The sequence below is a fragment of the Iodobacter arcticus genome (assembly GCF_042664895.1).
In the GTDB taxonomy this organism is placed as follows: domain Bacteria; phylum Pseudomonadota; class Gammaproteobacteria; order Burkholderiales; family Chitinibacteraceae; genus Iodobacter; species Iodobacter arcticus.
This window is the reverse complement of sequence record NZ_JBHTBQ010000009.1, coordinates 64,936-87,379: the sequence shown is the minus strand read 5'-3', so window position 1 is coordinate 87,379 and position 22,444 is coordinate 64,936. Positions and strand designations below refer to the sequence as shown.

Sequence of the window (22,444 nt, the reverse complement as noted above, 5' to 3'; positions counted from 1 at the left end):
GTAAGAACTTAATGTGAGCAATCCATTGATCCGACCCGGACAAACAAAGGGGCTAAATTAAACGATCGATGGCGCTAAATAATTAATCGCCATATCTGCTTGTGCAAGCGCATCACACGATCGTTCCGCCTGAACAATCACAGCCGCTAAACGAAATTCACCATATTTTTTCGGAGGAAGAGTCACAGATGCGCCTTCTTTACGTTCAATAAATAACTCCTGAACCCCTTTTACAGCCAACGCTTCTTCACATCCTGACCATGCGCTCAGCACACCTTCAGTTTCAGCAATTAAAAATTTAACTGTTGCATGATTATCAAGCTTTTTACTTAAATCAATCTCTTCACCTAATGCCGCTAAAAATGAACATGCACTGATATCTATTCCCTGAGCCAAGGGCAACAAATGGGTCGTAATAAAATCTCCTCCTAAACGGCCATTAATTTCAACAATTTTTGGCCCCTCAGAAGTCAGCATCAACTCAACATGAAAAGCACCTTGTCGGTAATCAATCGCAGTCAGCGCACGAGTTGCAACATCAAGAATGGCAGCCTGCTGTGATTCTTCTAATCTAGCGGGAAAAAGATGCTGCTTTTCAGTAAAATTATTTTCAGTAGTCCACTTCTCCGTAATTCCTGCAATATGTATTACACCAAAACTGGCCACCCCTTCAACGCTAAATTCTGGCCCTTGCATATACTCTTCAGCTAAAAACTCACCCTCATAAAACTTAAACATTTTATCGTCAGGATTATTGCTCACTTCCAACATCTGCTGATAGATTTCCACCAAATTATGGCCAGATTCAACTTTAAAAATACCACGGCTGGAGCATGCACCTACAGGCTTAAATATAAATGGAAAACCAATATATTTTGCAGCAGAAATTAAATCGTCTAGGCTTTTTACAATACGAAAACGCGGCTGAGGAACAGCTTGCTCAGCTAAAGAAATACGAGTCATAAATTTACTGCGTGTTTTAATCGCTGTATCTACTGTATTACCAGGTAAATCTAATTTTTCAGCAATGAGTGCACAAGGCTCAACATACCTATCCCAAAATGAGATGACACCATCAAATTTTTTAATTTTATGTTCAGCCTCCAAAACCTCTAATAAGGCATTGGTATCTTCTGTATCTACTTCAATAAATCGATCAACATATTCTGCAATTTCTTCAGGTAAACTTTTTGCAGCAAGAGCAATTGACAAACCTAAATTTTTTGCCGTCAATAGTGTATTTTTTCTTTTTGGAGTAACAAAATCAATAACTAATATTTGCTTGCGCATAAGATATCTCTCTTTTTATAAGATTAGTGGTTTACTACGAAGCATGGGCTAAGACCATCAATCACCCGTTTAGCATTGATTGCTGCTGTCTGCCGCATCTCGATTGCGGATTCGCTGGAAAAGTATGATTTATGTGGATTAATCAAAACTCTTCCTTTTAAATAGCTAGGCGGTTCAAGCCACATATTTATAAATGAGCAATGAGTTGGCGGCTCTTCAGGCAATACATCAAGCATCAATTGATTGAGATGGCCAGCCTCAAGAAAAGACAAAAAAACATCGGGATGCGCCATTGTCGTGCCCCGGGAAGTATTAACTAAAGAAGCCCCGAATTTCATTGAATGAAGAAAGCTTTCATTAACCATTTCTGTCGTATCTGCAGTAAGCGGAACATGCAGGCTAACAATATCTGCCTGATTGAGTAACGCTTCCAGGTGCTCAATTCTCTTCGCGCCGATCTGGTCTAAGCGAGCCACTTGCTCCGCACTCAGATAAGGATCAAAGTATTCAACGCAATAGCCCAGCGCTCGCGCATAATTGCACACTGTAGCGCCAATGCGTCCCGCCCCAATGATTCCCAGTATTGAACTAGATACTCTTCGTGTTGGTGGCGTAACTGCCTGCTGCCATTTTTCAAAATTTTCTTTTGCAAAATGATCTAAATAATTTATTTTTCTAGAGCAATTTAATATAAATGCCATTGCAGTTTGTGCTACTTCTTCAGTGCAGTAAGCTGGATTGTTTGAAACGAAAATATCTTTACTTTTTGCATAGCTTAAATCAAGCCTGTCATAACCCACACCGTAGCGCTGAATCGCTTTCAGCTTGGGAAACTGATCGATAAAATCCTTATCAACATGCTGTCTCCACACCATTAATACTTCAGCATTTTTGTCAAATTCCAAACTGACATCATCTCCTAAAATATCACGCTCAATATCTGGATTAACAATTCGATCTGTAATATATACTTTCGCCATTTAAATCAATCTCTTTGCAATGCGGTTAAATTAGCTTTATTTCCTGAAAGGCAAACAAGCACAGATACAATAGCCAAAATAGAAACGGTAAAGAATAATGATTTAGAACCGTAATACGTTAATATATACCCACCCATAATAGGCCCAATCGAGAGGCCTAAATTTCTAAACGTAGCCGCTCCAAAATAAGACCCGCGGAGCGAATCTGGAGCAAGCTGTTCAATCAGCTCTGTAGAAATTGGAAAAACAAACACTTCGCCAATACTTATAAAAAATATTGAAACAAATAAAAAGATGATTGAGATTTCCTGAAAAGCCATTAAAAACATGCCCACAGAGAAAACACCACACCCCACGACCAGGCTAATATTCAACCCCATCCTTCTGCTTAACCAATAAATTGGAGCCTGAAATGAAATTACAATAATTCCATTTGCGGTTAATAAATATGAAAAGTATCTAATACCATCATGAAAATTATTGGCAATAATTTGTGCAACCGTACTTTCTATCTGGCTGTAGCATAAATTAAAAACAATCCCCCCTAGAATGAGTCTTTGTAGTTTTTTATCCCCTAATAAGGCCGTATATGACTCTTTAAACTTTTGCCTCTTGACCGTTGTTAAAGTTAAAGCGTTATTTCTGTTGTGGAAAAAAACAAATGATAAAATTAAAAAATAAAAAATATAGAAGTAACACGTATAAAGGAAATTATCACGGGAAGCATTTATCCCTAGCCAGCCGCCAAGCGCAGGGCCAAGTGCAGCGCCAATATTGGTAAAGAAATACCGTAGCTGATAAATTTTCCCCCTAAGCTCCACAGGGCTAAGATCCCCCATTAGAGCGGCACTTACAGGGTGAAATAAGCTGGAGAAAAACCCGCAAAGCGTATTAAGCACGGCGAAGATAATAATTCTTGTATGGGCATCCTTCAGCTCTGCTGAGAAATAAAAGCCTAAAAACACGAAGGGTAGAAAAGAAAGTGATATGAATAATAAATTCTTTCTTCCAAAAATATCAGATAATTGCCCTCCTAAAAAACCTCCCATTAAAGAAGCAAAAGGCGAAAGTGCAACAATCAAGCCAATTTCTACCGCATTTAATCCACTATTCTTTATCAGAAAAATAGCGATAAATGGAATGCTCATAAAATTTGCAGCTTTTATTGTTGCTGTGCCAAACAATAAAAGCCAAACAGTGTTACTTATTTTTAAATTATTTCTATTTGAGTGTGTCATTTAAACAGGCTATTACGAAAAAGATGATGAGCAAATTGGGTTAAAATCGAGCAACAGCATATCTCGTGTCGCCCATTTTCCATTTCCTTCACAAATCATTGGATCAACCGAGTGCAGTAAGCGCCGGTCATCAATCAAAATAGAATCAAGCGGTTTTTTTAACTCACAACTTGTAATTAACTCTTGGTGGTCATCATAAATATGGCTTTGAGCGAGCAGTACATTTTTACGCCCAATCATAATTTGAGCAACATATGCATGTCCGTCGCGGTGAATTCCTTCTGGCGTTGGATTTCCCTTTAATGAGACATTGCCAATAATTCGTATTTGATGCGCATATACCAAACACTCGGCATGATCGTTTTGCAATTTATCATAATGGAAACGAATCAGCCCTCTGATTAACTTTGAATTCGCAATTTTTTCTTCTATCGGTTCGAAACTACGAGCAAGCCCTCCATTCAGATGATTGACATCCTTAGACTGAAAAAACTCCCCCTTAGGCAAACATTCTAATGCCATGTTTTCTTTACTTATTTTCCAACGTGCAAAACGCCGCTGACGATAATTTCCTTTATCCATCATAAATCGATCAATTGGAAGACGGGAATAAGACTCTCTAAGATCCTGAAATTCTTTTGAATATAAATCTATATCTGTAGATTCATAATTATCAGCGCAAAATAGGACAAAACCCTTATTTGCCAAAGAAGGTTCCATATCGAAAGAAAATGGTGTTTTTTGAACTTGAAAAGCATAAGTACTTCTTTCTTTCTCTTGCTGAATCATTACAAGCTCCTTATTATTTATCTTAGGAAATTAAATATTTAATTGTCTTATTATTTCAAATAAAAACTAAAAACTAAAAACTATTAATTTCATTTATACATAAAAATGCCATTTATATATTATCAATAAAAAATTAAATAACTTTATCTGATTGACCTATTTAGGCGTAAATTTTAAGAAAAAATTTAAATAAAATACTGTGAGTGGTATTAATATAATTGATATTTTCATTATTTTTTACCAACATAAAAATTCTTCAAAATTACAAACAAATCATGCAAGCAATAATAAACACTAAAGAATTTTGACAGCAAATCGACAGAAACAGGACGTTAGACCATTGACATATCATTGTCAAGAAAATAACTTCGAATACTTTTGTTTAAAACGCCATTAGCATTGAAATATAACGGTTTAATTTTTTTATTTTGCATGAAAAATCAATAATTGCTAATAAAATTACAGGGATAGGAAATACGGGAATCCCCCAATAAAAGCCTAATTTATTTAAAAATAAATGCATAGAATGCGTGCATACAAAATTTATCACCAAATTCAAATAGCGAGCAAAAAAGTCATCCATGAATAAAAAATTAACCCACAGAAATAGAATAGCTAACATTAGATCGCTATAAAAAGGTGGAGATCAATGTTTGATCAAGGCAACACAAGTATATGTCTGGATGATTAGCGGATAGAACATCAGCTAGAACTGAAAACTAAATCTTATTTACAAGATTAATTAACTATATTGCTAGTGTTTGTTGACGTTTGATTTACGGCTGTGTTGGCTGCAGTTTTGGGGCTAAAATAGGCTGACGGAGTAAGAAATGCGGTTAATACATTTTCTGTTGTGCATGGTTTTTCTGCAATCTGCATGCAATGTGATGGCAGCTCCTTTTAAGGTGATTTTTATCCCTAAAGGTGCGACCCATATTTTCTGGAAAGAAATAGCACGTGGGGCTGAGGATACAGCAAAGAATTTAAATATTGAGATGGTTTGGCGAGGGCCAAGTCTTGAGGATGGCGTTGATGCGCAGGCTCGTATTATCGATTTTTATATCCAGCAAAAATATTCCGGAATTATTTTAGCGCCTAATTCTCCGGAGAAGCTCGATAAAACGATTCAGGAGGCCATCAGAAAAGGAATCAAGGTTGTGGTCGTGGATTCCCCACTCACAGCGCAAAATAAGCTGCCTTATGTAGGAACAAATAATAAGGAAGCAGGTGCGCTTGCTGCAGCTCAAGCAGCAAAAGATTTTCCGCAGGTAAAAAAAATACTGCTTCTTCGCTACTCGCCCCAGCATAGCTCAACATCACAGCGTGAGCAGGGGTTTTTAGAACACATACGTAAGCTGCTGCCCCAGGCTGAAATTATTGACAATCAATACACTGGTATTACGGTGCAGAACGCCGAATCGAGTTTGCATACTATTCTGGCCCGAATACCCGATATAGAGCTTATTTTCACCCCCAATGAATCAAGCACCGAAGGGGCGGTACGCGCACTTAAAGCAAAAAATCTTTCTGGAAAAATAAGGCATTACGGTTTTGATTTTAATCACAAAATTAATGAGGCCATCAAAGATGGCAGCCTGAATGGCGTTGTGATTCAAGACCCTTATTTAATGGGGAAAAAAGCCATGCACACACTATTTGAATTACTTGAAAATAAGCAGATCCCTGCCTTGTTAGAAACTCCTGCCCTTTTGATTACGCATAAAAATATGAATAATCCAGAAGTCAGGTCAAAAACAGATCCATTTCTAAAGCTCTATGCTAGATAAGCAAGACGGATATCGCTTAGGGCAGGTTTTAAGCTTACGCTGACGAGAATAGGGTGAAACCCACGGGTATTGTTAAATAAATGCGCGAGCTTCACCACCCCCAATCAAGACTTAAATATGGGCGTACGATTCGCCGCTTTACTGCGGCCATCTAATTCAGCGATCAAAACGGGTAATTTAGCTTTAGCTGCCTGCTTTAGCTGCTCGCTAGCCTCGGTATAGACTTTAGTTGAACGAAACCAATCGGCACTGATGCTATCCCCTAAACGATCAGAGATCAGATGCCAAGCATAAGCATCGACCAGAGTGTTTTCCTGCAAATAAAGTTCAGAAATAATCCCCGCGGAGCGAATATTGCCTGCCACTAAAGCATCTTTGAAAGTAGATTTAGCTTGATTGGCGTAATCTGTTTGAGGATTATAATCAGGGTTTTCCGGGTTTTTATTTAATTCAAAATAATACTTTTCACCCAAATGCACCATCGCATAAGCGTCCCCTGACTTAGCCATTTTCTTTAAGCTTTGCAAATCACGTGTTAAATAATCCGCTGGCACCATATAACCCAAAGCTTCCATTTTTTTACGGCGGGCCGCTTCTTCAGGGCTAATTACTTCTTTATCTGGCACATTCATTACGGTATTTAAATGAGGGAGTGTTTTGAGCTCATCGCTGCTTAAATCAATATTTTTGTTTTTAGCAAAAGGCGATGCCTGCAACATGGCCGACTGATTGATGCTTTGATTTTTTTCAGAAGAATCTGCCCCCGCCAAAGAATGTGGTAAAGCTTTATCCTGTGGCTGAACACCCGTTATAAAATTAGTTATAACCGGTGATGCTTGTGATATTAAAAAACCTGTGGCAACGGTTAATACAACTACAACAGCCAGAACTCGTTTTTTCATATTCTGCCTCACACGAAGCCCCAATCCCTGCTTAAAGCAAGAATCGGGGTAGTTTTTAAATCATTATCTTGGCAAATTATTCAGGCATTTTCTTAGATCGCCCTGAGCGTAGCCCCAACGGGTAAAGGCATCTCGCTGAGCAGGGGTACCGTGCGTGCCATAATCAGCGGCAGCCCGTGCGCTACTGACAGCGGCTTCCAGAAATGGTTGATACCCCAGCCTGTTTACTGCAAAGCGAATAAATGATCCACCATTGCAATCAGCTTGCAGCTCCATATAAGGGGCTTTTAAATTAATCCCCCTGATAAACTGAATTGAATGGCCCCATTCATGAGCCAGCACCATTTTTGCTGCATAACTGCCGTGCTGATTTTCCTGAGACTGCAAAAACTGTGTGCCAACGCTGATCGTGTAAGGGCCGCAAGCATAGGCGGTTGGGCTTGGTTCACCGCATGCACGCTGATTAATATAAATCGTTGGCCGTGCATACTGACCTTTTTCCTGACTGATCTCTAAGCCAGACTTATTAATGTAAGCTTGATTCACCGTAACCGCATTTACTGATTGCGATAGGCCGGCTAATCCCATGACCAAGACAAGTACCAAATGAGTTTGTTTTATCATTTTCATCTCCTTAGTGTGCTGGTTTCTTGTTACGCATGTTTTACTTTGAAAGCAATTAATGATTAATAATCAATCACTTCCAGCAACAGATCATCAGACCAATGACAAAGAGATGTCAAGCAAGCACATAAAAAAGTATATAAAACTAACAATAAAGCAACACACTCATTCTCTATTCCTACTCTAGGCTTTTGGCTAACATCAGCAACATTCCCGCTGTTGCCCCCCAAACCACTCGTCCATCATGCTCCAGAAAATGAGTAAAGCCCCGCTGACCATTACGCTCAACCATTCTGCGTTCAAAGCGGCGCACATCCAGCAAGACCGACAACGGTAACTCGAACACCTCGGCCACTTCATTTGGATCCGGTGCCAGTTCAAAGCCCGGCTGCAAAACCCCCACTACTGGCGTGACCCTAAAGCGGCTAATAGTGAAATACTCTGCAAGGCAAGCAATCACCTCTACCCGATCAGCAGCAATACCGGTTTCTTCTTGCGTTTCACGCAAAGCAGTGGCGATCAGATCCACATCCTGTACTTCATAAGCACCACCGGGGAAGCTCACTTGGCCCGCATGGGTAGAAAGATGAGCGGCGCGCTCTGTAAACAAAACCGTCGTACCCGCAGGGTGCAAGACTAAAGGAATGAGCACAGCGGCCGCACGGCTATTTGCTAAAGCCCCTCCGGCCAAATCGCCCGATACTGTTTTTTTTGCTGCATTTAACTTCACTTGCAACCAAGGAGTTATTTGATTCGAGCTTGGCAAGATCACGACGATACCTATTATTTTTACGATCCATTTTTATAAAAACTCAGTGCTCATGCACGATCCCCGCTAATTCTGCCGTTCACGTAATCGCTGGCCCACGGCACGGCCTAAAGAGATAATTTTGGCATGAAAAGGCCAAGCTTCATTCAGCTCTTTTTCACGGCCTGTTTGCTCTACTTTTTTACATAAATCAGCCAATGATTGTGCGCCCAACTGAGCGGCGGCTCCTTTTAGTTTATGCGCACAGTTCACTACCGCATCGCCATCACCTGATTCGATTACCGCGCCTAAATTAGCGAGGCACTCGTCCAGAGTAGGCAAAAACAACTGAATTAATTCATCAGTCATATCCATACCCAGCATGGTTTTCAAATCTTCAAAGGTATGATTAATGCTGGCCATTTCTTTATCAATCTCTTCGGGGCTAATTGACGAAATCATAGGATCTCCACTCTGGGCAATGGTAACTTGCTCATTTAACTGATTTGAGAAAAACCGAGACAACACACGAATCAAATGTTCGGCAGTAATTGGTTTGGCAATAAAATCATTCATCCCCACTGCATAGCACCGCTCTTCATCCACTTTAAATGCATTGGCAGTTAAAGCCACAATAGGTACCTGACTTTGCTTTCCTGATAATGAACGAATCAATGCCACCGAGGTGTAGCCATCCATTTCTGGCATCTGGCAATCCATAAACACCAAATCATAATGACCTTTTTGTACTGCATTCAATGCCTCTAAACCATTACATGCCACATCCACTTTACAGGCTAACTTCTGCAGCATCATCATGACTACTTTCTGATTAATCGGATTATCCTCTGCCACCAGAATATGTAAATTCAGGCGCTCGATATCCTGTGCCAACAGTTGCTTTACTTTGATTGGTGCGCTTTCAACAATATGCAAAGCACCCTCAATACAATGCCGCAATTGTCTTTCTGAAGCAGGCTTGGCTAAGAAAAATGCCAGCGGATGAGCCGCACGATAGCCATCATCAATCATTGGATGCCCCAGATAAATCAGCGGCACCTGAGGCGCAATGGCACGAATGCGATGGTTTTGCCCGGCTATCTGCTCATAACGTGCATCAATAATAACTAAAATATACACCTCAGTAAGCTGCTCCAGCGCAGCTAAACCCTGCTCTAAATCTGTATAACAATCAGCAGCTAAACCCAAACGCCCCAGCATCATTTGCAGTGATTCAGCATGTGCGGCAAATAGATCAAGCACCAGCACTCTGTTTGAGGGATGCTCATTCTGCACGGGTGCGGGTGGCTCGGCGTCAGTCACATTAAAAGGAATTTCAAACCAGAATTCAGCCCCTTCACCAAGCAAGCTTTCCACTCCAATGCGCCCCTCCATCGCCTCAATTAATCGCTTGCAAATAGATAGACCTAAGCCCGTGCCGCCAAATTTTCGCGTCATCGAATTATCTGCCTGAGTAAAAGGCCTAAATAATTCACTTTTAAGCTGCTCAGAAATCCCCAGCCCCGTATCTTTTACCTGCACCCGGATCAAGGCCTGCTGGTTATCAAGCGCCTCGCTCGATACCCGAATCACAATATGCCCGCTCACCGTAAACTTAATCGCATTATTCATTAAATTTAATAAAATCTGTTTTACCCTTACAGGGTCCCCCAAAACACGCTCAGGAACCGACGGGGCAACCACACAGGCTATTTCTAAATTCTTTAAATAGGCCTTAGGCATACCAATAAATAAAGCCTCTTCACATAGCTGCCGCAAATCAAGCGCAACACAGTCCAGCTCTAAACGACCGGCTTCAATTTTAGAAAAATCTAATAAATCATTCACAATTGCTAGTAATGAATTACCCGCGGTATGAATTGAATCAATCAAATCACGTTGCTGAGGATTAAGCTTGCTTTCCTGCAGCAAAGCAGAAAAACCAAGCACCGCATTAAGTGGAGTACGAATTTCATGGCTCATATTGGCTAAAAATTCGCTCTTGGCCCGGCTTGCCGCCTCGGCCAGTAAAGTGGCGGCTTGTAGCGCATCTTCATTCATTTTTCTGGCATGAATATCAATATTCACCCCCAGAATACGTAGCGGCTCACCTCTTGGGCCAAAGGCATTCACCCTGCCCACTCCCAGAATCCAGCGCCAGCTGCCATCTTTGGCACGCATTCTGAATTCAGCAGAATACGTCGGTGTTTTGCCATCAAAGTGAGCCTGCAATACTTGTCCGGCAATCACTAAATCATCCGGATGCGTTAGGCCAGACCAGCTATTAATGTTGTGTTTTATTTCAGATAATTCATAACCCAGCATTTCAGCCCATTGCCCGCCAAATAGCACTTCATTTGTAACGATATTCCAATCCCAAATCCCTAAACCTGCACACTGAATAGTTAAATCCATTCTTTTTCTGCTCTCATTCAGCGCCTCTTCATGCTTTAGAATTTCAGTGATATCTTCATGCGATCCAACCATTCTGACTACATCACCAGATTCATTTTTTAAATGAACTGCCCGGCTGCGCACACTCACCCAATGACCTGCTTTATGCTTAAAGCGTAAAGTGACTTCAAAACGATCTGACATGCTCTGATTAAATTCATGCGTTAAGCGTAAAAATCGTTTTCTATCTTCCGGATCAATTAAATAATCCCATGTTGCCAAATTGTTTTCTAACTCATCATCCTGATAGCCAAAATTTTCTTTCCATTGGGATGAAAACCAAACTTCGCCGGTTTGCATATTCCAATCCCAAATTCCCTCTTTTGCAGCTTGTGCTGCCAGAGAAAAACGCTCTCCTGATTCCCGCAAGGAGTGTTCAGCTTCTTTTAATGAAGTAATATCAAAATTAATGCCAATAACACGTTCAGCGTGATCTTTTTCATTTAATATTAATTTTCCATGCATGGAAATATAACGAATACTACCATCTGCGCGGGTAATTCTGACTACTTCACACAAAGACTCGCCACCATGTAACATGGCATGAACTGCACCATCAAATTTAACAATATCTTCCCGAACAATCCGGCCAGACCAATTCGCATAATTCACATTAAAAGAAATGGCATCTAAGCCATAGAATGAATACATTGTTTCATCCCAGTGAATTTCATTTTCTTCCAACCACCAATCCCATATCCCCAGATGGGCCGCATTGATTGCCAAATTAAGCCGCTCTTTAATAATTATTTTTTCTTTATCCTCAATTAAAGCAGGCTTTGCCAGCACCCCGACTATTATTTTATTTTGTGCAAAAAAATAAAAGGATAAACTTGCACTAAAAGAATCACCATCATAATCAACCCCATTCAGCACTAAGGGAGGATATTCAGTTTTATTTTTTGAATGAGACATGCAGCTTTGGATGTTTTTTTCCAGTATTTCGGATGATAAATCAAGAAATAAACAGCAAATATTTTTACCACACACATCTGCAGCCGTTAATTTAAAAAGTTTCTGTGCTGCTTCATTAATATTTAAAATTTGTCCCTGCTGATTAATTTTAAGCACTAAGGATCCAACTTCGCTGAGCGCTAAAAATATTTCATTTTCCTTCTTTTTTTCCAGCTGATCGCGCAGCTGCAAATAACTATTTCTAACATTTATAATAATATAAAAAACGTAACCTCCTCCCATGCTAATGATAAGACCAAAGATAAAAATCCACAGACCATTATTACTTTTATAAATAATTTCAAATTCAGGCCGACTCTTCATTATTATTTTTATTTTTTTACCGCCATAATCAAATATTACCTCCCTGTTAAATAATGAATCTATTTTTTCAACTTCATTTTTATCGCCATTCACAAAACGGCTTTCATATATTTTATACGGATGCTTATTAGGTAATCCTGCAATTAACATTTTATACTCTATAAAACCACCATACTCCAGATTAATACTTTCCATCATTTTTGCCGCACTCACAGGCGCGTATATAAATCCCTGTAATGTGCCTTGTCGATCAAAAAATTTATTTATTCTTGATTCAAACCGATACCAAGGAGAAAAAACAAAAAAATCTGCATGATGCAAAGAAGAAAACAAGCTAGAGGAAACAATCACCTCTTTATCTTTACGAATCGCCCATATTAAATCACTGACCACGGCATGGTCTGTAGAAAAATCATAGCCACGCACATCCACTTTAAAAATGCCCGGCTCTAGTGCTTCAATAATATAGGCATCTGTATTTAAGCTAGAGACACTCGCCATTCTTAAGGAAATATTTGAAAAATCACTAGCCCATTTTGCCTGGTAAGCCGTTCGATTCACCTCACTCACCTGCCTTACTAAGCCAATAGATAAAGCCCCCGGCTGCGAAGAGGCTAGATCTAAAAATTGCATATAGCGTAAAAACTCTACCGGCTGATTGGCACTGACGCCCGAAAAAGCATGCGCCCGGCGCAAGCCATCGCCGTAGCTGCTCATCCGGTTTTGCACAGCACTCACTAAACGGCTGCTCGTTTGTAAAAAGGCCGCTTCAGCCCGCTCGTTTTCCATTCGATCAATCAAAGAGGCAAATACACCGCTAGTAGCAATGCTGAGTAAGCCAAGCAAAAAAGGGCTTCGCCACAGCGTATTCTCCCTAGAAAATCGGCGAAAAAATGGCTCCATTGCTTACTTGTTACCTACATATCTGCATTGCCTATCAATATAGTGACCGTCGTGGCGGCTTGCCAGATAAAGACTAAAAATCATGACGAATACATTTCGCTTTATGTAACCTAAAAAAAATACAACCCTGATTAATATAAAAAACGATGCTATTTCATCGCCTTTACACAGGCTTTTTTCGGTAATGCCACAAATATCTATGTATTCACCTCGCGGTCTAACCAAATATTGGGGATAATTCCCTATTCTCTTTATTCCTTGGTTTTCGCCACGATGCCGCGCAAGATTCTCGTTACCTCAGCCCTTCCCTACGCCAATGGTGCGATTCACCTTGGCCACCTTGTTGAATATATCCAAACTGATATCTGGGTGCGTTTTCAAAAGCAGCGCGGCAATCAATGCCATTACGTCTGTGCGGATGACACACACGGCACGCCAATTATGCTGCGCGCTGAAAAAGAAGGCCTGACACCAGAAGCGCTGATTGCACGCGTACACGGTGAGCACACCCGTGATTTCGCAGGATTTCATGTTGATTTTGATAACTTTTACTCGACCAATTCGCCTGAAAACCGCGAGCTGGCTTACCGTATTTACGGCAAATTAAAAGAAGATGGCAAGATCGCCAGCCGCACCATTAACCAGCTTTACGATCCTGTTAAAAACATGTTTTTGCCTGATCGCTTTGTTAAAGGCGAATGCCCAAAGTGCGCGGCTAAAGATCAATACGGTGATAATTGTGAAGTCTGTGGTGCAACTTATAGCCCAACCGAACTCAAAAACCCGTACTCCGCTGTTTCAGGCGCAACGCCAGAGCTGCGCGAATCGGAACACTATTTCTTTAAGCTGGGCGAGTGCGAAGACTTCCTGAAAGAATGGACCACCACACCCGGTAAGTTGCAAAAAGAAGCATCCAACAAGATGCAGGAATGGTTTGAAGCCGGTCTTTCAGACTGGGATATCAGCCGCGATGCGCCCTACTTCGGCTTTGAGATTCCAGATGCGCCAGGCAAGTATTTCTATGTGTGGCTGGATGCACCAGTTGGCTATATGGCCAGTCACAAAAATCTGTGCGATCGCCTTGGCTTAGATTTTGATAGCTATTGGAATAAAGATTCTGATGCCGAGCTATATCACTTCATCGGCAAAGATATTCTGTATTTCCACGCGCTATTTTGGCCAGCCATGTTGGAATACGCAGGCTACCGCACGCCAACCGCCATTCACGCCCACGGCTTTTTGACCGTAGACGGCGCAAAAATGAGCAAGTCGCGCGGCACCTTTATTACCGCCGAATCCTATCTCAAGCATCTAAACCCAGAATGGCTGCGTTATTACTTCGCGGCTAAATTAGGCAGCGGCGTGGATGATCTGGATTTAAATCTGGAAGACTTCAGCGCTCGGGTTAATTCGGATTTAATCGGCAAATACGTCAATATCGCCAGCCGCGCCGCAGGCTTTATCAGTAAGCGTTTTGAAGGTCGCTTGCACGATGGTATTTTCACCGCCACCGATTACCCGCTGATGGATCGCATCGTGGCGCTACAAGGCCAGTTGCAAGGCGCTGGCGAAAAACTGGCCGCGCTTTATGAAGCACGCGAATATGGCCGCGCCATCCGTGAAATTATGGCGCTGACCGATGAAGTGAATCAGTACGTCGATAGCGTAAAGCCTTGGGCGATGGCAAAAGATCCTGAACAAAGCTTGCATCTGCATGTGGTTTGCAGCTTCTTGATTAATGCTTTCCGTATTCTGACCATCTACCTCAAACCGGTGCTGCCTAAGCTGGCTGCGGATGTAGAGCAATTTTTGAATGTTGCCCCGTTTACTTGGGACGATGCACAGGTCTTGCTGCTGGATCACACCATTGAGACTTATCAGCATCTGATGACCCGAATCGACCCAAAAAACATTGCTGCCATGGTTGAAGAAAATAAGCAAAATCTGGAAGCCACCGCGCCTGTGGCCAAGCCAGATTATGAAATCCCGCCGCTTGAAGAAACGATCAGCATCGATGACTTTATGAAGATCGATCTGCGCGTGGCCATGATTACCGAAGCCAAAGCTGTAGAAGGTGCGGATAAATTAGTTTCCTTAACGCTGGATATTGGCAACGAAACCCGCCATGTATTTGCCGGTATCAAGGCCGCGTACAAGCCAGAAGACTTGCAAGGCCGCATGACCGTGATGGTGGCGAATCTTGCGCCGCGCAAAATGAAATTCGGCGTGTCGGAGGGCATGGTACTGGCTGCAGGAGGGGACGGTGGCTTGTATATTCTGAGCCCGGATACCGGAGCCAAGCCTGGTATGCGCGTGAAATAAATCGCGAGTACGCCGCCATTCGTGGCGGTTTTTTTTGCTGACTTTTTGCCGACTTTTTGTGAAGGATCAGGCCATAAGCGCCTTGCTCACTGATATCTCAGGACTTGGTTTATATTAATGTCCCCAATTAAAATTGTAGGGCGCACTCGAAGCGAAGCGCAGTGCGCCATGAACAGGGCGAACTCCAAAACTGGTTTTTCGTGCTCTATGGCGTACTGCGCTATCGTTGAGCGACTAAAACCGTCGCTCAACGAAGCTTCGAGTACGCCCTACCTGTAAAGGTAGATTCCTGACCTTCCCTTTTAAAAAAGAGCCCTATGCTAAAACGCCTCCTCTCCATCAGCCTCTTGCTCAGCAGCCAAGCCTACGCCGAGACAAGTGATGTCTTACAAAAAAAACCAGCCGCATTTAAGCTGGGTTTTGAAACCATTACCCTGCCTAACGACGAAAGCATGGGCATGGTAGGCGGTAGCTATTTAATCGAAACGCTGCCCGGCCTCTATCTTGGCCCAGCAGCCTATGGTGCGATTACAGGCGAGCGCGGCGGTTTCTTTACCGGCGGCGGTGAAATCACTTACCGCCTCCCTGTAACCGAACAAATCAGCGTAGATACCGGCTTTTATCTAGGCGGCGGCGGCGGCGGCGCAGCAGGCGTGGGTGGCGGGCTGATGCTGCGCCCGCATATCGATTTACTTTGGGATTTTGGTGGCATTCGTGCAGGGATTTCTGCCTCGGAAGTGCGTTTTCCAAGTGGCAACTTCAGCAGTCGCCAGCTGGGCGTGATGATTTCTGTCGACGATACATTTAGCTATAGCGATGCCAATCGTATCGGCCAATACCTGAGTGCCACTCGCAGGGGCGGCGTGGGCTTTGATCGTATCGCCGTGATTGCAGCACAATCCAAGCCACAGGGTAATAGCGTTAAAACCACTACCGGAGCAGCAGCGCCAGACAGCACCTCTTATGCGGGCTTTTTAATGACGCAATCGCTGAATAATGGCTGGTTATGGGGCGTAGAAGCGGCCGGAGCAGTGAAAGGATCTTCCGATGGCTATGCCGAAGTCTTGGGTACATTCGGCTGGGAATACACGTTTAACTCATCATTACGAGCAGGCACACGCGTGGCGCTGGGCATGGGCGGTGGTGGAGCGGTGGATACGGGCGGCGGCGCTTTGGGAAAAGCAGCGATCTTTGGCACGTATCAAATCAGCCATGATCTTGATTTAACTTTAGAAACAGGCCTATCCAAAGCCTTTGACGGCAGCTTTAATGCCCGCTACGCCAGCTTGCAACTCGGCATGGCGCTGGATCACCCGCATGCAAGTGCCGATATTCTGAACCGGATTGAAGGCTGGGAATGGGATGCCAGCGCGCAGCACTACACCAGCGCAGCCCGCCGTGATGGCAGTAAACGCAGCATGCAAAATATCGGCTTTAAATTAAACCGCGAAATGGATAATGGCTTTTATCTCAGCGGCCAGGCGCATAGTGCCTTGGATGGCGGCGCAGGTGGCTATTCGGTTGGCTTAATCGGCGCGGGCTGGGAAAGCCCAGAAATCATTGGCAAATTACGCCTTAGTGCAGAAATGCTGATCGGTGCAGCAGGCGGCGGCGGGGTTGATTCAGACGGCGGAGCCATCATGCAGCCTATGGCTTATGCCAGCTACCCCATCAGCAATAACTGGCGACTAAAAGCCGGTGCAGGCGTGGTGAAATCATTCAAAGGCGAGTTAAACAGCCCCGTGCTTGATTTATCAATCGGCTACCGCTTCGGCCTGCCACGGCGCTAAAAGCCAGTCACTGCATAACAAAACCCAAGTCTTGAACCACGGAGACAAGGAGAACACGGAGGGCCACGGAGAAAAACACAAAAGGTTTTCTCCGTGAAACTCCGTGTTCTCTGTGAACTCCGTGGTTCAAGATCTGGGTTTTCTAGCTAAAACAAGCCACCATCCTAGCTAAATACGCCTCACAGCCCGGCTCGCCTTCGCTAGGTGCCCAGCTGGCTTTTTCGCTATCGCTCAGCGGCACATAAGGGCCGGCCTTGCTTTCAAAAAAGACCGAGCCACTTTCCAGCGCCACCATGCTATGAAACGCGCCAGCAGGAATATTGATTCCCAGATTGCCATCGGCTGAAAGCACAACTTGCTCGGTCATCTCACCTGCTTCATCAAAAATCAGCACCCCAAAACGCCCGCTCAGCGCAATCATGGTTTCGTCTTTTTCCACATCAGAATGGCGATGCGGCTGCACATAAGTGCCCGGCTCCAGAGCATTCAAAAGTCGATGACAGGCCGATTCATTACTGGCATGAAAATTCAGATTTTTACGCAGCCTTGGGCTGGTTTTTGCTGCTGCGGATAAATCAAGCAAGGTCTCGTTATTAATTAAACTAATCATATTATTTATCTCAATTTGGAATGCTTTGGAGTCCGGCACTATGCCGTTTTCCAACCCGGCAAGGGAAATACTTTATCGTAAACCCAGTTATAGACAAAGGCATAAACCAGATAAAAAGTGGCAAAGCCTAAATCCATAATAAAGGCTTCCCAAAGACCAATATTCAGCCACCATGCCACCAGCGGTAGGCTAACAAATAAGAGGCCACCTTCAAAGCCAAAGGCATGCACGATGCGCTCTAAAGTATTTTTCTTTACACGCTTTTTCCAACGCGCTAGTAAATAATCAAAGCCTAGGTTGTAAACATAATTCCAGACCGCCGCAATCACCGACATCGTTACCGCCAATACACCCAAATCCTGTACCGAAAAGCCAAATGCCCAGTGGGCCAATGGTACAAATAGCAAAAAGCCAATCACCTCAAAACCAATGGTCTGGCGGATACGATCACCCCTACTTCTCATCTGTACTTTCATACTGCTCACTCATTGCAAAGATAGCCACCATAGTAAACTGCTTCTATGATGGTTGTTAGTTGGAAACCATCACAAAAGCAGATAGATGAAATATTCATTAGATCAACTCAGCGCTTTTAAAGCTGCGGCAGAATGCGGATCTTTCTCTGCGGCAGCCCGCCGCTTGGGCAAGGCGCAATCACTAATTAGCACGGCCATTGCCAATTTAGAGATCGATCTGGGCGTCAGCTTATTTCATCGTGAAGGCCGCTACCCCCAGCTCAGCGCAGAAGGAGCGCGACTTTTGCCTGAAGCGATCGCTATTTTGCAGCGCTGCGATCAACTTAGCGGCATTGCTCATGGGCTGGCTGCGGGGCAAGAAGCCAAGTTACGTTTAGCTGTAGATGATTCAGCCCAAATGCCTTGGCTGGGGGATTTACTTGAACAGCTTGCGGTAACATTCCCATACTTAGAATTAGAGCTGTTATTCCCCATCATGGAAGATCTGCACGGGCTACTACTCTCTGGCCGGGTCGACTTAGGCATCAGCTATGAGGCCGCCGAGCATCCTAAAGAGCTGGCTTTTCATGCCCTTAGGCAGTGCAAAATGCAGTTTGTGGTATCGCGCCAACACCCCTTAGCCCTAGAGAAAACGGTAAGCCTAGAAATGCTACAAAACCATCGGCAGCTAATGGTTACTGGCCGCCACAGCGGTGCAGAAAAAGAGCGTTTTAGATATTCGCCATCAGTCTGGTGGGTAGAAGGCGATTGGCCCGTGCTGGAGCTGGTGCGTCGTGGCTTAGGCTGGGCTTGCCTGCCCAATCATTTTGCCGATGCCGCCCTACAGGATATTGTGCAACTTCCACTGCAATTTTCAGAGAACCGTTTACAAGTCGGCGTGCAGCTGGTCTGGCATCCTGCACACCCCTTAGGGCTGGCAGGACAATGGCTGAAAGAGGCTTTAATTCACAAATCGAGCCAAATAATGGATCAATTGGGGTGAAATAAGCCCCTATTCAAGTTGTGGATGAGCCAAATAATTCAAACTGCCAGACTCTCGGTATAATCCCCTTTTTGCCACCTCAGTACAGGCCAGCCATGTACCTTCCAGATCCTCGCCTCTACGCTAGAGTTAACGCACAAAACCCAATTATCCGACTCTTGATGTCACTGCTGACCGAATCGTCCAGTGTTCTCGTGAGTCAAAAACGCGAAGAACTCACGCGCCTACTCGCCGACACCCTTGCGATCAATGACCACGCCGCCTTAAACGCCGCCATGACGCAAGCGCCGTCTTTAGATGCCTATCTGGAGCTATGGAGCCTGCTGCGCGCAGCCGTAGAAACCGCGCCAAAAGATGCAGAGCAATACGCCATTCCTTTTGCGATCCCCGTTATTTTGGTGGCAGGTTTTAAAGGCACAACCGAGCTTGCTGGCCAGCTCAAAGATGTCGACGCCGTGCTTGCCCTATTAAAGCAGCACGAAGTCGTCGCGCCCGATGCCGACGTTTGGCTATCCGCCAAATTAGTCCATGCAGAAACACTGGCCGGTGTAAATCCATCGCAACTCAGCCAATGGCGTGATCAATTGCAATACGCCTCTGGCGGCTTACCCATCGATTTAAACACCTCCCCGATGCCGCTAAAAGACGAAGCCGTTTTCCTGCGCTATCTGGTGGGCGTGGCGATGCAAAAGAAAGATGCAGCACCCGCAATCAAGCTGGGCGGCAATCTGGGCGCTTGGGGCATGCAGCTGGCTAATTTAATTGGCGAGCAGCTTAAAACTAACGGGGTGACTTTATTCCCGATCCCGCGCACGCCGATGCCGTGGCTGATCGCCGGTGAAGCTGGCCGCGAAACCCAGCTAGAAACCCGTTTGCAACTGATGACCAGCAATGCACTACGCAGCATCCGCAGCAAAGGCCGCACGCCAGTGATCTGTATTGCCGCGCACGAAAACGCCGAAGTGCGCATGACCTTTTCAACGATTGAAGACGCCGAACGCTGGGAAGGCTTTGTCTGGCCACTATCGGCTTGGGATCATGTCGAAAAAATCCACCAATACGCGGTAGAACTCTTCCGTGAATGTATGGTGACCGACATTCGCATTATCGAAAACGTACAGCCTGATATGGATAGTGATCAGTTACCGTTTTTTGTGACGGCGCATATTAAGGCGGTTGTGCAGCATTAATTGATTTTCGTAGGGCGGGTGCAACCCGCGAGCAATATCTAAAAGTACACGGGTTGCACCCCATATGCGCTAAGCAAAGTCAAAAAGACCTTTTTAGTGCCTTCGGCACGTTAATTTAGGTGCGGCATCCCCGCGGGGACTCACTTTCTTGCTTCGCCAAGAAAGTAAGCAAAGAAGGCGACCCCACGAAACACGAAGGCCCCTGCGCTGCGGACAATCGAGTCGGCGGCGGGCGGGATTGGCTCGTTCCTCGCTCCCTTGCCGAAACCCCGCCCCGCTTGTTCCTCGCTCCGGCGTGTTTCAAGGGGTGAGGGGGTGTGAGATAAATCCACAGGGGTATGCACGATAAGTGGGACTGACTGGGATGATACGGGAAGCTTTGGGACTGTTGAAGTGAAATACTCTTGCTGCAGGTGAAAACCAAAACGAGCCACAATTTGGCTCGTTTTTGTTTACACAAACAGATCCTGCTGCCTGCGGGCGATCTCTTCCAAGCGTACTGTTTTGACTATCTTATAGATCCACTGCAGCGACACGCCAAATTTGCGGGCTAGGTCGCTGTGATTGGTACCGTCAAATTGATCATAAATGAGCTGGTCCCGTTTGGATAATTTCACCGACAAGCCCATCGGAAAATAAATATTCTGTCCGCCCCAATGCGCGGCCATCCGGTCTGCAATCTCGCTGGCCAATTGCGCGGCTTTTTCCTTATCGATATTCGCCAGCTCAATTAATGCCGCTGCAATATTGTCGGTTAAATCGACCAGCAACTCTGGCCCCTTGCTACGAAAATCTTTGCTCATGATTTTTCCTTTGAATGATTCAAATGATCCGTCATGAATTCCCACGCCGCGTGCATCGGATCAAACGCGCCACGGCTGATGAGGCTGAGCAATCTTGCCATCTCAACCTTCACCTCTTCAGTGCAGCCAGCAGCATTCACATCTTGCTGCAGCTTCGCCACGGCGGCGGGTAGAAACCGCATCGCCCATTTTTTAAGTGATTCAATCAAGGTTTGCGCCTGTCTGTGATTAATCCACTGCAGCGCCTCTACACCCGTAATCCGCTTCACATACGCGCCCAGAGCCGCTTCTGATGGGTTTCTCACACCGCCCAAATCATGCAAAAACAACCACAGCGCCCTGATCTTTTTGCTCGTCTCTTCCTGATCCAGCGGTCGGCTTGAACCAGCCTTTGCAGATGTCACTTTGAAACCTCGCCGCTGTAAATGGGCCAGCACAGCCAGTGCTTTGGAGGCACTTAAATCTTTGGCCGACTCAACACCCGCAACCTCTTTCAACATTGCGCGATAGGTATCGTCATCCATTGCCAGCTGTTTTTTTGCAATATGGATTTGAGCTAAATGAGCGTTGCTTGCCATGATCAGATTCCTGATTAAATTCACTTCGCACAACGCCCTTATGTATAAAGGCGCTGTACGCAGAAAATTAACGATTCAGTGCCGTTTTCAAATCCTTACTCACGCTAAATTTAGCGGCGCGGCTAGCGGCAATCGTGATCGCTTCACCTGTGCGAGGATTGCGGCCCTCACGCTCGGCACGTTCAGCAACCGATAACTTGCCCAGCCCCGGCAAAGTCACATCATCCCCCTTGGCCAGCGCCGATTGCGTTACTTCACCCAAAGCACTGAGAAACGCCTCAGCATCGGCCTTGCTCACTTCACGGCCTTGAAGTTTCATTTTTTCTGTTAACTGATTGATTAAATCTGCTTTAAACATGCTGCTTTGCTCCTTTTGAGCGCTGGAAAGTGGTTTTTTTTGCGGCTGATTAACGCCAGCCGCGAGCGCTTATTTCTGGAAATGTCGGCTTTGATTGCAAGTGCGTTAGGCGGGGATTTCCCGAGCCTTGAGCGGGAAGTTCTCAAAAATTTGAATACTGAACAACACGCCTGCCTTATAAATAACCGTATCTTTCCCTTCTAAGATCAACGACTCTTCGCCGCTTTGAAGTACGATTTTCATATCATCAGGGCTATCAACTACCTTATATAAACAGTCAATTTGCTCTTGGTGCCAATCAATCAGAGCCTCAGCGATCAGATCAATCTCAGATGCATCCAT

The 22,444-nt window shown here is 44.5% G+C and carries 19 protein-coding genes; 5 read left to right on the top strand and 14 right to left on the bottom strand.

The features are described 5' to 3' along the window. Positions 1-57: 57 nt before the first annotated feature. From ACFQNF_RS05840 to ACFQNF_RS05825, 4 genes are read right to left on the bottom strand one after another with little or no spacing between them, the layout of a single operon-like run. Positions 58-1,290 carry an ATP-grasp domain-containing protein gene (locus ACFQNF_RS05840; RefSeq protein ID WP_380186857.1) on the bottom strand — a complete coding sequence of 411 codons (1,233 nt, stop codon included), beginning with the start codon at positions 1,288-1,290 and terminating at the stop codon, positions 58-60. Positions 1,291-1,313: 23 nt separating this feature from the next. After that, positions 1,314-2,270: an NAD(P)-dependent oxidoreductase gene (locus ACFQNF_RS05835; protein WP_380186856.1), complete on the bottom strand. Its 957-nt coding sequence runs from the start codon at positions 2,268-2,270 to the stop codon at positions 1,314-1,316. Positions 2,271-2,275: 5 nt separating this feature from the next. Next, complete coding sequence (locus ACFQNF_RS05830; RefSeq protein ID WP_380186854.1) at positions 2,276-3,508, bottom strand: MFS transporter; 1,233 nt, start codon at positions 3,506-3,508, stop codon at positions 2,276-2,278. A 12-nt stretch (positions 3,509-3,520) separates the two neighbouring features. Continuing rightward, positions 3,521-4,297 carry a 2OG-Fe dioxygenase family protein gene (locus tag ACFQNF_RS05825; RefSeq protein ID WP_380186853.1) on the bottom strand — a complete coding sequence of 259 codons (777 nt, stop codon included), beginning with the start codon at positions 4,295-4,297 and terminating at the stop codon, positions 3,521-3,523. Between the two features lie 830 nt (positions 4,298-5,127). On the opposite strand from ACFQNF_RS05825, the gene ACFQNF_RS05820 reads away from it, so the two are divergent. Further along, the gene (locus ACFQNF_RS05820) at positions 5,128-6,084 is read left to right on the top strand and encodes a substrate-binding domain-containing protein (RefSeq protein WP_380186851.1); all 957 of its coding nucleotides are present in this window, start codon (positions 5,128-5,130) and stop codon (positions 6,082-6,084) included. 104 nt (positions 6,085-6,188) lie between these two features. Here ACFQNF_RS05820 and ACFQNF_RS05815 read toward each other — a convergent pair whose 3' ends face one another. From ACFQNF_RS05815 to ACFQNF_RS05800, 4 genes are all read right to left on the bottom strand, one after another. Then, on the bottom strand, positions 6,189-6,986 hold the full coding sequence (locus ACFQNF_RS05815) for a hypothetical protein (RefSeq protein WP_380186849.1): 798 nt from the start codon (positions 6,984-6,986) through the stop codon (positions 6,189-6,191). Positions 6,987-7,049: 63 nt separating this feature from the next. Continuing rightward, a complete protein-coding gene (locus ACFQNF_RS05810; RefSeq protein WP_380186848.1) occupies positions 7,050-7,610 on the bottom strand; it encodes a neutral zinc metallopeptidase in 561 nt (186 codons plus the stop codon). Between the two features lie 178 nt (positions 7,611-7,788). Then, complete coding sequence (locus ACFQNF_RS05805; protein ID WP_380186846.1) at positions 7,789-8,382, bottom strand: CoA pyrophosphatase; 594 nt, start codon at positions 8,380-8,382, stop codon at positions 7,789-7,791. A gap of 63 nt (positions 8,383-8,445) precedes the next feature. After that, a complete protein-coding gene (locus tag ACFQNF_RS05800; protein ID WP_380186844.1) occupies positions 8,446-12,993 on the bottom strand; it encodes a PAS domain-containing protein in 4,548 nt (1,515 codons plus the stop codon). 273 nt (positions 12,994-13,266) lie between these two features. On the opposite strand from ACFQNF_RS05800, the gene metG reads away from it, so the two are divergent. After that, entirely contained in the window at positions 13,267-15,315 is a 2,049-nt protein-coding gene (gene metG / locus ACFQNF_RS05795) for a methionine--tRNA ligase (RefSeq protein WP_380186843.1), read from the top strand. A gap of 317 nt (positions 15,316-15,632) precedes the next feature. Beyond that, on the top strand, positions 15,633-17,105 hold the full coding sequence (locus ACFQNF_RS05790; protein WP_380186842.1) for a hypothetical protein: 1,473 nt from the start codon (positions 15,633-15,635) through the stop codon (positions 17,103-17,105). Between the two features lie 142 nt (positions 17,106-17,247). On the opposite strand, the gene ACFQNF_RS05785 is transcribed toward ACFQNF_RS05790, so the two are convergent. Both ACFQNF_RS05785 and ACFQNF_RS05780 read right to left on the bottom strand, forming a co-directional pair. Beyond that, entirely contained in the window at positions 17,248-17,715 is a 468-nt protein-coding gene (locus tag ACFQNF_RS05785) for a WbuC family cupin fold metalloprotein (RefSeq protein WP_380186840.1), read from the bottom strand. A gap of 38 nt (positions 17,716-17,753) precedes the next feature. After that, complete coding sequence (locus ACFQNF_RS05780; protein ID WP_380186838.1) at positions 17,754-18,191, bottom strand: PACE efflux transporter; 438 nt, start codon at positions 18,189-18,191, stop codon at positions 17,754-17,756. A gap of 85 nt (positions 18,192-18,276) precedes the next feature. Here ACFQNF_RS05780 and ACFQNF_RS05775 point away from each other — a divergent pair, with 85 nt between their 5' ends. Together ACFQNF_RS05775 and ACFQNF_RS05770 are read left to right on the top strand one after the other, a co-directional pair. Beyond that, positions 18,277-19,173, top strand: a complete 897-nt coding sequence (locus ACFQNF_RS05775; protein ID WP_380186837.1) for a LysR family transcriptional regulator — start codon at positions 18,277-18,279, stop codon at positions 19,171-19,173. A 95-nt stretch (positions 19,174-19,268) separates the two neighbouring features. Next, entirely contained in the window at positions 19,269-20,363 is a 1,095-nt protein-coding gene (locus tag ACFQNF_RS05770; RefSeq protein WP_380186836.1) for a hypothetical protein, read from the top strand. Positions 20,364-20,815: 452 nt separating this feature from the next. On the opposite strand, the gene ACFQNF_RS05765 is transcribed toward ACFQNF_RS05770, so the two are convergent. The 4 genes from ACFQNF_RS05765 to ACFQNF_RS05750 all read right to left on the bottom strand — a co-directional run bounded on the left by ACFQNF_RS05765 (position 20,816) and on the right by ACFQNF_RS05750 (position 22,444). Beyond that, positions 20,816-21,166, bottom strand: coding sequence for a Mor transcription activator family protein (locus ACFQNF_RS05765; RefSeq protein WP_380186835.1), 351 nt, complete (start codon positions 21,164-21,166; stop codon positions 20,816-20,818). After that, complete coding sequence (locus ACFQNF_RS05760; RefSeq protein ID WP_380186834.1) at positions 21,163-21,690, bottom strand: regulatory protein GemA; 528 nt, start codon at positions 21,688-21,690, stop codon at positions 21,163-21,165. Before ACFQNF_RS05760 ends, ACFQNF_RS05765 begins: the two co-directional genes overlap by 4 nt. Positions 21,691-21,811: 121 nt before the next feature. Beyond that, positions 21,812-22,102, bottom strand: coding sequence for an HU family DNA-binding protein (locus ACFQNF_RS05755; RefSeq protein ID WP_380186832.1), 291 nt, complete (start codon positions 22,100-22,102; stop codon positions 21,812-21,814). Between the two features lie 105 nt (positions 22,103-22,207). After that, the gene (locus ACFQNF_RS05750) at positions 22,208-22,444 is read right to left on the bottom strand and encodes a hypothetical protein (protein WP_380186830.1); all 237 of its coding nucleotides are present in this window, start codon (positions 22,442-22,444) and stop codon (positions 22,208-22,210) included.